Origin of the sequence: Aerococcus loyolae (assembly GCF_002871915.2) — a bacterium.
In the GTDB taxonomy this organism is placed as follows: domain Bacteria; phylum Bacillota; class Bacilli; order Lactobacillales; family Aerococcaceae; genus Aerococcus; species Aerococcus loyolae.
Window position 1 is genome coordinate 218,618 of sequence record NZ_CP126958.1, and the last position, 13,880, is coordinate 232,497.

The window sequence follows — 13,880 nt, forward strand, 5'->3', positions numbered from 1 at the left end:
TGATAGAAAAACTAAAGGAGCCGAAAAATTAATGAAATTTATCTCATGGAACATTGATTCTTTAAATGCTGCCTTAACCAGCGATTCCAACCGGGCCCAATTGTCACGGGAAGTCTTACGGACAATTGACCAATACGATCCTGATGTTATCGCCATTCAAGAAACTAAACTATCCGCCAAGGGGCCTACTAAAAAGCACCAAGAAGCCTTAGCCGAATGGTTTCCTGACTATAATCATGCCTGGGTTAGTTCCGTCGAACCCGCCCGCAAATCCTATGCCGGGAACATGGTTCTTTATAAAAAAGACTTCGAACCGACTATTTCCTATCCTAAAATAGGCGCCCCAGACACCATGGATTCTGAGGGGCGGATCATTACCCTCGACTTTGGGAGCTTTTACTTTACCCAAGTCTATACCCCTAATGCGGGAAATGGTTTGAAACGTTTAGATGAACGCCAAGTTTGGGACGAAAAATATGCCCAATACCTGAGCCAACTGGACCAAGAAAAACCCCTGATTGCCACGGGAGATTTTAATGTGGCCCATAAAGAAATCGACTTAGCCCATCCGGAAAACAACCATAAGTCGGCAGGTTTTACTGATGAAGAACGGTCCGGTTTTACCAAGCTCTTGGATTGTGGTTTTACCGATACCTTCCGCCATATTCATGGGGATGTAGAAGGTGTCTATAGTTGGTGGGCGCAAAGGGTCAAGACCAGCAAAATCAATAACTCCGGCTGGCGGATTGACTATTTCTTGGTCAGTGACCGGATTGCTGATGCTGTTGAAAAATCAGAAATGATTGATTCCGGCACCCGCCAAGACCATACCCCAATTTATTTAGAGATTTCTGATGAAATCAATGCAGAGGAATAGCTGGTGGCCTTCTTGTTAGGTAACGGAATAGTTAGCTGTGTATGAGATCAAATATTCCCGCACTTGCGGGGGAGCCTTCTTGACTTCAATCAAGAAGTCTTTTTGTTTAATTATTATAAGGTTACTTTTTATAATCATTCTTCTACATTCTAATTTTGGACAAAGTAAAAGCACCTAACCTTTGATTGGCTGGTGCTTGTTAGCGGATGGGTTCTAAATTTTTTGAAATTTTTCGCCATTCTTTGCTTGCTTTTATAGCTTCTTCAGGGGCTTCGTCGCTTAATTTATACATAAATCCTTCTGGATCTGGGTTAAACAACAAAATAGCATAAGGTGAAAATATATCATATAATGTATCTTCCTTTTCATATAAATTCAAATCACTCATCCCCTTTTTTTATATATTTTTCAAATCATATTCTAATATCTTCAGTTAAATTATAACTATCGTCTTTTAACATATCAACGATAGCCTTAGCATTTTCAACTTCTCTTGCTAATATTTATTTATTGCTTAAGTTTGAATAATTCATAATTGGTGTGGATTGATACCAGTGTCCTCAACTTATGAATAACCGTGCTCAATAGGATATTCATTCATCGAAAGATTAACATTTGAAGCGGATATATTTAGAACGGTCTATCTGTGGTGTATAATCAGCTTAAAACTTACAGTGTACGAAAGGAGCAAACTATGAAGAGATCTTATCCGGCCCTTTTCTATTTTGACAAAGAATTTGATGGCTACTTTATAAGCTTTCCAGATTTGAATGATGGTGCTACCCAAGGAGAAAGTATTTCAGATGCTTTATATATGGCCTCTGAATATTTAGGGATCGTTTTAGGGGATGCTTTGGAAAGTAATAAAAAAATTCCTCAGCCGTCCAATATTAATGATTTATCGCTGATTGAAAACTATCCTTTTAAAGAGGACACTGATTGGCAAGATGACTATGATATGGGGAAATCATTTATATCGATGGTGGTGACGGATGTTTCTGAGTATTTAAACCTTGATGAATTAGTTGATGTCAGCCTAAGTATCCCTCGATGGGCTGAAAGTTTGGCTATCTTAGATGAATTTGATTTATCCAAGTTACTCACTGAAGCGATCAGTGATAAACATTCTAATATATAATTTTTAGAGCATTTTGTTTAGGCGCTTAATCTATTTGGATTAGGTGCCTTTATTTAAAGTAGAGTGGTTATTCGTTTAGAAAGGGTTGAAAGCCGTGTTAGTCTATCCAGCTGTTTTTAAAAAAGAAGATCAATATATTATTGTCAAATTTCCTGATATTCCTGCGGCAATGACGCAAGGTGAGGATCTGTCACAGGCCTATGAAAAGGCTGTTGAAGTCTTAGGAGCTGCACTTGAGGACTATGATGATTATCCTAAACCGAGCCCTGTTGAAAAGGTTAGTGAAGAGTTTCCAGATAGTGAGGTTGCCCTTATTGGTGTTGACCTAATCGCTTATCGGCGTAAATATCACTCTAAAACAGTGCGCAAGACTGTTACTATACCTGAATGGCTGAATGATTTAGCGATCGCAAAACAAATTAATTTCTCTCAAACTTTAACTGAGGCACTAATAGAAAAATTAGGTGTCTAATTCCAAGACACAAAAACAGCTGCCAATAGGGGACTCCAGTATGCATCATACGGGTTCGCTCTTGGCAGCTGTTTATCTGTTATTCATTTAGCGGTTTTATGGGGAGGCTTATTTTGTTTGTCCTTTTCCGTGATGTTCCGCTTGGGCTTGTTTGAGTTTTTCTGGGGTGATGTCGGTACCTTCAGGATCGATGACTTTGGTATTCATCATGATGTTTTTGAAGTTACCGCGGAAGATCTTCAAGTATTCTTGACGAAGTTGTGCTTGTTCTTCCTTTTCTTCGGCAGTTAAGCCGTCTTCTTTTTGTTTTTTAGCTAATTCATTGATGCGTTTAAGTAATTCGTCCATATTAAGACCTCCTTTAATCTTGGTCAGTTGACCTTAAGCTTTTTGCAGCTAGTACAATATACCAAGTATCTGATTAGCCTGCAACTTTCTTGCTTTTAAGGGTCAAGCTAGCACCTAGCCCCATTCCTATAATAATGTTAGAATAGACCTACATGAGTTTGAAGCACAAAGGGGATTATCATGCGAACATTAGCTATCGATACATCAACGGTTTCTATGAGTATTGCGCTGATTGAAGATCAGACCACCAAAATGGAAATCACCACAAATACTAAAATTAAACACTCTAAAGCCCTTTTACCCTTGATTAAACAGTTGTTTACTACGGTTGCTTGGGAAGTAAGTGACCTGGACCGAGTGATTGTTACCCGAGGACCGGGTTCTTATACTGGACTTCGGATTGGGGTGACTACTGCCAAAAGCTTGGCTTGGACTTTAAATATTCCACTTTATTCAGTGACCAGTTTAGAAGCTATTGCTGCCAATGTCGCAGTGGAGGATGGCATCATTTGTCCTCTGATTAATGCTAGACGCCAAACTGTTTTTGCTATGGCTTATGATAGTGATGGGCAGGAAGTAGACGGACTAACTATGGGGCATTACCGGCTAGCAGATTGGCTGGACCAGTTAAAGGCAGCTTATCCTGACCAAAGCTTGTATTTTATCAGTTCGGACATTGACCAGTTTGAGGAACTAATAAAAGAACACTTGGGAGACCAAGCCAAGCTATTGCCGGCAGAAAAAGGGGTTATCCACGCCCCCTTACTGGCTAAGTTAGAAGTAGAGGAAGAAGATGTCGCTACTTTCTTACCAGACTATGCTAAATTAGCAGAAGCCGAAGAGCGTTGGGAGGAGAAACACCCCAAAGAAGCGGAAGCAAACCGAGGCCATTATGTGGAAAGAATGCTTTGATCGTTGGCTGTTTCAGCTGGGCAATAAAATTACCCAGTTATTTGCTGATGAACCCGGCCAGGCTTTGAGTCAGCAGATCGATTTGGATAAGGCCACTTTGACCTACGGCTTAGACCAGGAGCTCGATTTAGCCATCTCCGATTCGGAGTGGATTGATCAAATGGTGGCTTTGGAGCGGGCGGCTTATGATGGGCATCAGATGTGGTCCAAGAAGGATATCTATAATGATATGCTTTACCACCCGTCAACTTTTTACCTACAAGCCTTTAAGGAAAAAGAACTGCTGGCCTTTGTTGGTTGTCGGCGGGACAAGAAATCGATTCACATTTCTAATTTAGCCGTACTACCAAGCTACCAGTCCTTAGGGATTGGGTCTAAGCTCTTAGACTTGGTCAAACACTTAGCTCCTGATTTGGACCGCGACTCGATAACTTTAGAAGTGCGTTTATCCAATGAAGGTGCCCAGAAATTCTATCTACGAGAGGGGTTTAAGGCAACGGGAAAGATGGCGCGTTATTATCGTGATAATCATGAAGATGCGCTCACTTTGACTTGGCAAAATGAAGCCCACCAGGTTGCCCAAGAAGATGAAGCAAATCATAGTCTACCATCGACCGGAGACCAAACAGATTCCCGGGATTAGTCAGCAGGTGCTGGCTTTTTACCAGGAGGCTTTTGACCATATGCCTCACATCGCCAGGGATTGGTTGGAACGGGGCTTAGCCAGTCCGCGTCTCTATTTATTCCTCTTGCTAGATGAAAAGCAAGCGGTCCTAGCGGCAGCCACTTTTCAATTATTGGCTGATGAAGGGGAATTACTGCATTTTGCAGTTAAGTCGCAAAGACGGCGCCAGGGTTTGGGGGCCTTGCTTTTGGCTCAGGCCCTGACTCACTTAGAAGAACAAGGCTTAGCCCGCTGTTTCTTAGAAGTCCGCGCCCACAATATCCCTGCCCAGGCCTTGTATGAGAGTCAGCGTTTTAAGTGTATTGACCAACGCAAAAACTATTATCAAGATAATCATGAAGATGCAAAAGTTTATTTATGGGAGAGATCGACCAGTGACAACAATATTGGGAATCGAATCAAGCTGTGACGAAACCGGTGCAGCAATAGTTATTGATGGCAAAGAGATGAAGTGTAATGTCGTTGCCACACAAATAAAAAGTCATATGCGTTTTGGCGGGGTAGTCCCAGAGATCGCTAGCCGCCACCATGTCGAGCAAATTACTCAGGTGATTGATTACGCCATGAAGGAAGCAGATGTGACCTGGCCAGAGATTGATGCTGTGGCGGTTACCAAGGGGCCTGGCTTAGTGGGCTCTTTACTTATTGGTATCACTGCCGCTAAAACCCTGGCCTTTGCCCATGACAAACCCTTAATCGGAGTCAACCATATGGCAGGTCATATCTACGCCAATAATATTTCTGATCAAATGGTTTTCCCTTTATTAGCCTTAGTGGTTAGTGGGGGACATACTGAACTGGTCTATATGAAAGAAGACGGCCACTATCAAAAAATCGGCGATACCCGTGATGACGCTGTGGGGGAAGCCTATGATAAGGTCGGCCGTATTTTAGGGCTTCCTTATCCTGGGGGCAAACGCATGGACGAAATGGCCCAAGAGGGTCAAGCTATTTATGACTACCCCCGCCCCATGATCAATGAGGATAATTTTGACTTTTCGTATAGTGGACTGAAATCAGCGGTTATTAACCATGCCCATAATGCGGAACAAAAAGGAGAAAAATTAAATCCCAATGATGTGGCAGCCAGCTTCCAAGCTGCGGCTGTTGAGGTTCTAGTGAGCAAAACCATGCGGGCCATCGCTGCTTACCCGGTCAAACAATTAGTGGTTGCCGGAGGTGTGGCCGCGAATTCTTCACTTAGACAGGAACTAGAAAGTCATCTAGCTAAAGAACATCCTGAAGTGCGCCTCTCCTACCCACCACTAAGTTTATGTGGGGATAATGGTGCCATGATTGCAGCGGCTGCCTATCCGCAATACCAAAAGGGCGACTTTGTTGGCTTGGATTTGGATGCTAATCCTGGTTTAGACTTAGGTGATGAAAATTAGTTGCCTTTAAGTCTCCTTCAATTGATTTTTTAGGAAAGCTTATGAGGAAAGATGGTCTTAATTGGTTTAGAAGTCACTTTTATTATTGATCAGGCCTATACGCTAAAGGATAAGCGCCGGATCGTCAAAAGTATGGTGGAGCGGGCCCAACAACGTGAAAAGATGACTGCTGCTGAAATTACTGACTTAGACTTAGTCAACCAAGCGGTGGTTGCTTTTGGCCTAGTCTCTAATTCATACAGCAAGAGCCGGCAGCGCTTGCTGAACTATCTCGATAAAATTGAAGCCTGGTATCCCATTGAGGTCATTCATACCGAATGGCTTGAAGCCTAAAAAAGAAAAGGTATGCTTACAGGAGGACTTGATCTTGAGTCCTGGTGTAGGCGTACCTTTTTATCTTTATTGGTCAAAGTCTTCTAAGCGACTTTGGACGGTTTCCCATTCCTTAAAGAGGGCTTCTTGTTGGGCTTGTTTGTCTTTAAGAGATTGGTCGAGTTGATTTAATTCATAGTAATTTTGTAAAATGTCAGGATCAGTCATTTTTTCCTGGATCTCTGCTATTTCTTCATCTAAGTCTTCAATACTTGCTTCGATTTTTTCGCTTTGCCGTTGGAGTTTTCTTTCTTCTTTTTGGCGTTCCTTACGATTTTGATAGGCTTTAGCTGACTGGCTGGGGGCTTGTTTTTCTTCAGTAAGACTGGACTGATTTTCTTTGTTTTCTTCAGCTAACCGCGCTTCCTGCTCGGCCTTTTTATTGAGGTAGTAATCGTAATCGCCCAGGTAGAGAGTGGAACCCTCCGGACTGATTTCAAGCACTTGGGTGGCAATCCGATTAATAAAGTAGCGGTCATGACTGACGAAGAGTAGGGTCCCATCGTAGGCAATCAGGGCATTCTCTAAAATTTCCTTAGAATCGATATCCAAGTGGTTGGTTGGTTCGTCCAGTACCAAGAAATTATCATGGTTAAAGGAAAGTTTGGCTAGGGCAAGTCGGGCCTTCTCGCCCCCACTCAGCATAGCGACAGATTTTTCCACGTCTTGTCCGGAGAAGAGGAAGGAACCCAGGATGGTACGGATGTTTTCCTCGTTAATGGTCGGATGGTCATCCCAGAGTTCGTGGAGGACATCCTTATTGCTGTGGAGTTTGGCTAATTCTTGGTCATAGTAGCCAATAGTCACATTAGCCCCATAGTGGATTTCCCCCTTGATGGCGGGAATTTCTTGGATAATGGTTTTTAAGAGAGTGGATTTGCCTACGCCGTTGGGCCCTACCACTGCGATAGCTTGTTGCTTTCTAATATCTATCTCAATCGGATAGGAGAGTAAGTGATCATCATAACCGATGCCTAAGTGGTCGGCAGTAAGGACCACATTGCCGCTAGCCTTGTCAGTCAAAAATTGAATGTGGGGACTTTTTTCGTCCTGCTTAGGCTTTTCGATTTTGGGCATTTTTTCGAGTTGTTTACGACGACTTTGGGCCATTTTCGTTGTCGAAGCTCGGACGAGGTTACGAGCCACATAGTCTTCTAACTTGGCAATTTTCTTTTGTTGTTTATCATAGGCCTTTTGCCAGCTTTCTAGGCGGACGGCCTTTTCTTTGAGGTAGAAGGAATAATTGCCTTTATAATATTCCATACTATGCCCGGTCATTTCATAGGTTTCATTAGTGACATGGTCTAAGAAATAACGGTCGTGGCTAACGATCAACAGGGCGCCAGGATAAGAAGGCAGGTAATCTTCTAGCCAGGTCAGGGTTTCGATGTCTAAGTGGTTGGTCGGTTCGTCGAGTATGAGAATATCGCGCTTTTCGAGGAGGACCTTGGCCAGGGCTAACCGGGTCCGTTGACCACCAGATAACTGATTAATGGGTTTGTCGTAATCTGACTCGGGGAATTGAAAGCCGTGGAGGACCATGCGAATTTCAGAATCATAACCGTAGGCATTGCTTTGGTTGACTTCTTCTTGTAATTGATCATAGCGTTTGAGGGCCTCTTGATAGGATGCTTCATCCTGGGCATCGGCCAAGTCTTGGGCGGCTTGTTCAGCATTATGGATGAGGGCGATGGATTCTTTAAAAACCGACCGCATTTCTTCATAAATCGTCCGTTGACTGTTTTCAATGGCGGCATGTTGGTCCATGTAGGCAATGGTCTTGCCCTTAGCCCGAGTCACTTGTCCTTGGTCAGGTTCTTCAATGCCGGCTAAGATTTTGAGTAGGGTGGATTTGCCGGTACCGTTTCGGCCGACTAGGGCGGTGCGACTATTATCTTGGATGGTCATTTGAACATCTTGGAAAAGAATATCGGAGCCAAAACGTCGCATGAGTTTTGATCCTTGTAATACAATCATTGGATCCTTTCCTCCTAAATCGTTTATTATTGTCTTCACTAGTGTATCATATTTTATCGGCAGATATTTTTTGACTTTGTGAACTTTCCCTTAGAAAGGGGCGGGATTATTCACAAAGTTTTAAAAATAATGAAAATTAGCCAAAAAGATTTATGTGATTTTTCACAAAGTTCTTTCCATTTTATGATTTAGGTGATAAAATGTATTTGATATCTTGTGAAAAGGAGTGGAAACATGAAGGAAATTCCACGTGCAACGGCTAGGCGGTTACCGCTTTATTACCGTTACTTGCATAATTTTAAGAATATGGGTAAGACACGGATTTCTTCCAGTGAACTCAGTGAGGCGATCAAAGTGGACAGCGCCACTATTCGCCGGGATTTCTCACATTTTGGTGCCCTAGGGAAGCGTGGTTATGGCTATGATGTTGAAGCTCTCTTAGACTTCTTTAGTCGCCAACTCTACCAAGACCGCCTCACCACGGTTGCTTTAATCGGAGTCGGTAATTTAGGGAACGCCTTATTAAATTATAACTTTAAACGGACCAATAATATCCGGATTGGGGCGGCCTTTGATATTAATCCTGAGATTGTAGGAACCGTCCATAGTGGGGTACCGGTTTACCCCATGAGTGAATTAAAGGAACGGATTCAAGAAATGGAAATTCTGATTGCCATTATGACCGTTCCGGAAAAGGTTGCCCAAGATACTGTGAGTGAATTAGGAGAAGCCGGTATTCAAGGCATCTTGAACTTTACTCCGGTGGTTTTAGATGTCCCTGAAGATATTCATGTTCAAAACGTGGATTTAGCCAATGAGCTGCAAACATTGATTTACTATATTGGTAACCGAAATGGCAACAATAAAAAGAAAAATTAGTAGAACTAGCAGAAGTTAGCAGGAGCCTGACAGAATGATCAGGCCTAACTTATGTTAGTCGCTTAGTAAAGCCCTCTTAATGGAGGGCTTTTTTTATGTCATTAATTTTTATAGAAGATCTTGTTTTTTTATATGAATGCTAATGATATGCATTCGTTCTGCTTTTAAATTTTGGTCGTTAAAGTATAAAGGGTCAAAAACGGCTAAGGCCGTTTTGTACTTTATTCGTAAGTCGCGGAGGCTCCAACGGCTAAAGCAGCACCGGCTCGAGCCAAGGTCTCTCGCCTAGCGAGCTTCAAAGTGAGAATGCGACAAAAGTCGTTAAGCTCTGAATCACTGGAGCAAAGGATGGAAGAGCCTTGTTAGAGGCTCGGCCAGCCTTTGTGAAGTGGAGTCAGAGCTGACTTTTGGAGCAGGTTTTGGCTAGTATGGCTAACGCCTACTAGCCATAATTCACATCGAGTCGGGTTCGTTCTAGCAGCTTTCGTGTCACTTCACAAGTTCCCACTGCAGTCTTGCAGACTGCTTTGGCGACTTGCTCCAGTGAACGAAAGCTAAGTGCTAGCCCTCACACCCTGATGCTTGCTTATTCATGGCTAACGACCCAATTCAAGCGCCACTACTGCTCAGAGCTATTTATCAAATAAAAAGATATTAAGACAATACTTATCATTAGTAAAAAATTAAAGAGTCAACATTTTAATCTTGTCCAGCCTTCGTTATTTGCAAGTAAAAATGATTTATAAATAATATTTTATACTTTTAAAGTGATAAAAAGAAAAAAGGTCAAAAAAAGTCAACGAATTACTTGATTTATATCTGGAAATGTTTTACTATAAATATTGTAAGTTAGCAGTCGGAGATGATGAGTGCTAACAAATCATTAAAAGTGTTATTAATTAGTATGTGAAATTTGGAGGGATATTTTAAATGTTAAAGCCGTTAAATGAACGTGTGATTATTCAAGTCCAAGAAGAGGAAGAAAAAACTGCTTCTGGCATCGTTTTACCATCTGCTGCTAAAGAAAAACCTCAAGTAGGTCAAGTGGTAGCCGTTGCTGATGCTACTGATGACTACACCCCTCAAGTTAAAGTGGGCGACCAAGTGATTTTTGAAAAATATGCAGTAAGCGAAATCCGCTATGAAGGGGAAGATTACCTCATTATTAAAGAAAAAGATCTAACTGCTGTAGTTGAATAATCATTGATTGAACTTCGACAATCAACATAAAAAATAATTGAATTCTCGATCATGCTTAGATTTAGAATAGGAGATAGATAGAATGGCCAAAGATATTAAATATTCAAGTGATGCAAGACAATCTTTAGTAGAAGGTATTGATAAATTAGCCAATACCGTGAAAGTGACCTTAGGGCCTAAGGGACGTAATGTTGTCCTAGAACGTAGCTATGGTTCTCCATTAATCACCAATGACGGGGTGACTATTGCTAAAGACGTTGAATTAGAAGATCACTTTGAAAATATGGGAGCTAAATTAGTTTCTGAAGTGGCTTCTAAGACCAATGATGTTGCTGGTGACGGGACAACTACCGCTACCATCTTAACTCAAGCCCTCGTCCATGAAGGTTTCAAAAACGTGACAGCAGGGGCAAATCCTGTGGGCATTCGTCGTGGAATGGATCAAGCTATCCGTAAGGCAGTAGAAGCTTTGAAAGAGATTTCTGTTCCAGTGAATGCTAAAGAATCCATTGCCAACGTTGCGGCAATTTCTTCTGGCGACCAAGAAGTCGGTCAATTAATTGCTGACGCTATGGAAAAAGTAGGCCAAGATGGTGTCATTACCATTGAAGAATCACAATCCATGGACACTGCCTTAGACGTTGTTGAAGGGATGCAATTTGACCGTGGTTACCTCTCCCAATACTTTGTAACCGACAATGATAAGATGGAAGCTGTTCTCGATGATCCTTACATCCTCCTCACTGATAAGAAGATTTCTAATATCCAAGATATCCTTCCATTATTAGAACAAATCGTACAACAAGGTAAATCCTTATTATTAGTGGCCGACGATGTTGAAGGTGAAGCACTTCCTACTTTAGTCTTGAACAAGATTCGTGGGACATTCAATGTCGTTGCTGTGAAGGCTCCTGGCTTTGGTGACCGTCGTAAAGAACAATTAGAAGACTTAGCTGTTCTTACCGGTGGGACAGTCATTACTGAAGACTTAGGTCTTGAATTGAAAGACACCAGCATTGATCAATTAGGTCAAGCTGCCCGTGTAACCATTACTAAAGACGATACCACCATTGTTGAAGGTAAGGGTAACAAGGAACAATTGGAACAACGTGTGGCTCATATCAGAAAACAAATTGAAGAAACTACTTCTGACTATGACCGTGAAAAATTACAAGAACGTCTTGCTAAATTAGCTGGCGGGGTTGCCGTTGTTCGTGTAGGTGCAGCCACAGAATCTGAACAAAAAGAACGTAAATTACGTATCGAAGATGCTTTAAACGCAACTCGTGCTGCGGTTGAAGAAGGTATCGTAGCTGGTGGTGGTACTGCATTCATGAATATCCAAGACAAGGTGAAAGAAGTTGTTGACTCCTTAGAAGGTGACGAACAAACTGGTGCAGACATCGTGGTTCGTGCCCTTGAAACCCCACTACGTCAAATCGCTGAAAATGCTGGTCTAGAAGGATCTGTTATTGTAGAACACATTCACGATAAAGACCAAGGTGTTGGTTACAACGCTGCTAGCGGTGAATGGGTAGACATGATTTCTGATGGTGTGGTTGACCCAACCAAGGTTTCACGTTCTGCTTTACAAAATGCAGGTTCAGTAGCTGGTTTGATTTTAACTACTGAAGCAGTTGTTGCTGACCATCCAGAAGAAAATGCAGGCAATGATGCAGCTGCAGGAGCAGGCGCACCAGGCATGTATTAATCCAAAAACTGAATAGGATAAAGATTGAAAAGCGGCTGGGACAAAGGTTCCTAGCCGTTTTTAATATCAACTATCTAAACAAAATGTGCTCCAGTCACAGGACGAACGTCCGATTCAGAAAATTCCAACGCACAGCTTTGACGCGCTTGTCACACTCTATTTTATTAAAAAAGTAAGCTCAGATTAAGGAGATTTTCCTCAGTCAGAGCTTACTTTTTCTCTTTATTGTTTTTACCAAATATTATCTAAGATTAAGGTTTGGGTCCGGTCAGGTCCCACTGACACTGTGGCAATGGGGGCCCCTACGATTTCACTGATGCGACGGACATAAGCTTTAGCGTTTTCGGGAAGTTGATCAAAGTCTTGACAGCTAGTTATGTCTTCTTCCCAGCCAGGTAAACTTTCATAGATAGGTTGACATTGAGCCAGGTAGCGCAAGTTAGCGGGGTAGGACTTGGATACTTGGCCATTAGGGGTTTGGTAGCCTACACAGACTTTAATTTCATCGAGGCCAGTTAAGACGTCTAAACAGTTCAAGGAAAGTTTGGTTAAACCAGAAACGCGGCGAGCATGGGCCGTCACCACTCCGTCGAACCAACCTACCCGGCGCGGACGACCCGTAGTAGTACCATATTCATGGCCAACTTCACGGATGCGGTCCCCAATCGCATCATGTAATTCGGTTGGGAAGGGACCGTCACCTACTCGAGAGGTATAGGCCTTCATGACTCCGATAACGGTATTGATTTTGCTTGGGCCAATCCCACAACCGACCGTAGCACCACCGGCAATAGGGTTAGAGGAAGTCACGAAGGGATAGGTTCCATGATCAATATCCAGTAAGACCCCTTGGGCTCCTTCAAAAAGAATATTTTCCCCTTGATCATAGGCATCATTCATCAATAAGGAAGTATCCGTGACATATTCTTTCAGTTCTTGGCCATATGCCAGATATTCTTGGTAGATGGTGTCGTAGTCTAAGGGCTCTTCGTCATATACCTTGGTTAAGAGTTCGTTCTTGATTTGAATTTGTATAGATAACTTTTCCGCAAAAGTTTCAGGATCGATGAGGTCAGCCATCCGGATACCATTACGAGCAATCTTATCCATATAGGCAGGACCAATCCCCTTTTGGGTGGTACCGATCTTGTTGTCGCCTTTACGTTCTTCATCCAAGCGGTCGATCAGTTGATGGTAGGGCAAGATCACTTGGGCCCGTTCAGAGATGCGGAGATTTTCACAAGAGATCCCTGCTTGGCGCAAATAGGCCAATTCTTCAAGTAAAGATTTAGGGTTAACAACCACGCCATTTCCGATCACACTCAGCTTATCTTCTGAAAAAATTCCTGAGGGAACGAGGTGGAGCTTAAAAGTTTGCTGGTTGAATTGGATCGTGTGGCCAGCATTATCTCCGCCTTGGTAACGGGCAATAATATCGGCTTGGCTACTGAGGTAATCGGTGATTTTTCCTTTTCCTTCGTCGCCCCATTGAGTACCTACAACAACAACTGATGGCATATGCGTTCTCCTTTATCTATTCGATCTTAATAATGTCTTCATCATGTTAGCTTGTGGCATAACACCCAAAATATTATACCGCAATTTTTTTTGAAGAAAACCTTTTTTTAGGTCATGACCTTTTTAATAATAAAAAAAGTCCTTGCCTGCCCTAAAAAAATAGCATACATTTATAAAGTACAGAGTGCGACGGATGCACCAAAGATCGATAACACTGGAGCTAAAGAGCAAAAATTCTTGAAAAGAATTTCTTGCACTTTAGTGAAGTGGAGATCGATCTGCATCCGGAGCACGTTTTTACAGAGTGTGACAAGCGCACTAAAGAGCAAGACCATTGGAAGAAAAAGGCGTAAAAATTCTCAGAGAGAATTTGTCGCCATTTTCTGAAATGGACGCTTGC

General features: G+C 42.3%; 15 protein-coding genes. 11 read left to right on the forward strand and 4 right to left on the reverse strand.

All coding sequences use genetic code 11. The annotated features are described in order from the left end of the window. The first annotated feature begins 31 nt into the window (after nt 1–31). A complete protein-coding gene (locus CJ190_RS00985) occupies nt 32–877 on the forward strand; it encodes an exodeoxyribonuclease III (RefSeq protein WP_064293392.1) in 846 nt (281 codons plus the stop codon). Nucleotides 878–1,076: 199 nt separating this feature from the next. On the opposite strand, the gene CJ190_RS00990 is transcribed toward CJ190_RS00985, so the two are convergent. Beyond that, nucleotides 1,077–1,256, reverse strand: a complete 180-nt coding sequence (locus CJ190_RS00990; RefSeq protein WP_064293393.1) for a hypothetical protein — start codon at nt 1,254–1,256, stop codon at nt 1,077–1,079. 315 nt (nt 1,257–1,571) lie between these two features. Between CJ190_RS00990 and CJ190_RS00995 the strand changes: the two genes are divergently transcribed. Further along, entirely contained in the window at nt 1,572–2,015 is a 444-nt protein-coding gene (locus tag CJ190_RS00995; RefSeq protein WP_064293394.1) for a type II toxin-antitoxin system HicB family antitoxin, read from the forward strand. A 94-nt stretch (nt 2,016–2,109) separates the two neighbouring features. After that, nucleotides 2,110–2,487: a type II toxin-antitoxin system HicB family antitoxin gene (locus tag CJ190_RS01000; protein ID WP_064293395.1), complete on the forward strand. Its 378-nt coding sequence runs from the start codon at nt 2,110–2,112 to the stop codon at nt 2,485–2,487. 108 nt (nt 2,488–2,595) lie between these two features. Here the strand turns inward: CJ190_RS01000 and CJ190_RS01005 are convergent, their stop codons facing one another. Then, the gene (locus tag CJ190_RS01005; RefSeq protein WP_064293396.1) at nt 2,596–2,835 is read right to left on the reverse strand and encodes a DUF896 domain-containing protein; all 240 of its coding nucleotides are present in this window, start codon (nt 2,833–2,835) and stop codon (nt 2,596–2,598) included. Between the two features lie 180 nt (nt 2,836–3,015). On the opposite strand from CJ190_RS01005, the gene tsaB reads away from it, so the two are divergent. The 5 genes from tsaB to CJ190_RS01030 are packed head-to-tail and all read left to right on the forward strand — an operon-like array spanning nt 3,016 to nt 6,156. Beyond that, nucleotides 3,016–3,747 carry a tRNA (adenosine(37)-N6)-threonylcarbamoyltransferase complex dimerization subunit type 1 TsaB gene (gene tsaB, locus CJ190_RS01010; RefSeq protein ID WP_064293397.1) on the forward strand — a complete coding sequence of 244 codons (732 nt, stop codon included), beginning with the start codon at nt 3,016–3,018 and terminating at the stop codon, nt 3,745–3,747. Beyond that, the gene (gene rimI, locus CJ190_RS01015) at nt 3,728–4,390 is read left to right on the forward strand and encodes a ribosomal protein S18-alanine N-acetyltransferase (RefSeq protein WP_064293398.1); all 663 of its coding nucleotides are present in this window, start codon (nt 3,728–3,730) and stop codon (nt 4,388–4,390) included. The genes tsaB and rimI (CJ190_RS01015) overlap by 20 nt, the downstream gene beginning before the upstream one ends. Continuing rightward, complete coding sequence (gene rimI, locus CJ190_RS01020; protein WP_168162780.1) at nt 4,335–4,841, forward strand: ribosomal protein S18-alanine N-acetyltransferase; 507 nt, start codon at nt 4,335–4,337, stop codon at nt 4,839–4,841. The genes rimI (CJ190_RS01015) and rimI (CJ190_RS01020) overlap by 56 nt, the downstream gene beginning before the upstream one ends. Beyond that, nucleotides 4,807–5,823, forward strand: coding sequence for a tRNA (adenosine(37)-N6)-threonylcarbamoyltransferase complex transferase subunit TsaD (gene tsaD, locus CJ190_RS01025; RefSeq protein WP_224783425.1), 1,017 nt, complete (start codon nt 4,807–4,809; stop codon nt 5,821–5,823). The genes rimI (CJ190_RS01020) and tsaD overlap by 35 nt, the downstream gene beginning before the upstream one ends. 51 nt (nt 5,824–5,874) lie before the next feature. Then, the gene (locus CJ190_RS01030; protein ID WP_064293401.1) at nt 5,875–6,156 is read left to right on the forward strand and encodes a DUF503 domain-containing protein; all 282 of its coding nucleotides are present in this window, start codon (nt 5,875–5,877) and stop codon (nt 6,154–6,156) included. 66 nt (nt 6,157–6,222) lie between these two features. On the opposite strand, the gene CJ190_RS01035 is transcribed toward CJ190_RS01030, so the two are convergent. After that, entirely contained in the window at nt 6,223–8,172 is a 1,950-nt protein-coding gene (locus CJ190_RS01035; RefSeq protein ID WP_064293402.1) for an ABC-F family ATP-binding cassette domain-containing protein, read from the reverse strand. A 234-nt stretch (nt 8,173–8,406) separates the two neighbouring features. Between CJ190_RS01035 and CJ190_RS01040 the strand changes: the two genes are divergently transcribed. The 3 genes from CJ190_RS01040 (at nt 8,407) to groL (ending at nt 11,962) form a co-directional block, all read left to right on the forward strand. Next, on the forward strand, nt 8,407–9,051 hold the full coding sequence (locus CJ190_RS01040; protein ID WP_064293403.1) for a redox-sensing transcriptional repressor Rex: 645 nt from the start codon (nt 8,407–8,409) through the stop codon (nt 9,049–9,051). Between the two features lie 930 nt (nt 9,052–9,981). Next, a complete protein-coding gene (locus tag CJ190_RS01045; RefSeq protein ID WP_013668958.1) occupies nt 9,982–10,251 on the forward strand; it encodes a co-chaperone GroES in 270 nt (89 codons plus the stop codon). A gap of 82 nt (nt 10,252–10,333) precedes the next feature. Further along, on the forward strand, nt 10,334–11,962 hold the full coding sequence (gene groL / locus CJ190_RS01050) for a chaperonin GroEL (RefSeq protein WP_013668604.1): 1,629 nt from the start codon (nt 10,334–10,336) through the stop codon (nt 11,960–11,962). A 231-nt stretch (nt 11,963–12,193) separates the two neighbouring features. Here the strand turns inward: groL and CJ190_RS01055 are convergent, their stop codons facing one another. Next, nucleotides 12,194–13,480 (reverse strand): adenylosuccinate synthase, encoded by a 1,287-nt coding sequence (locus CJ190_RS01055; protein WP_064292228.1) that lies wholly within the window; start codon nt 13,478–13,480, stop codon nt 12,194–12,196. Nucleotides 13,481–13,880: the final 400 nt, after the last annotated feature.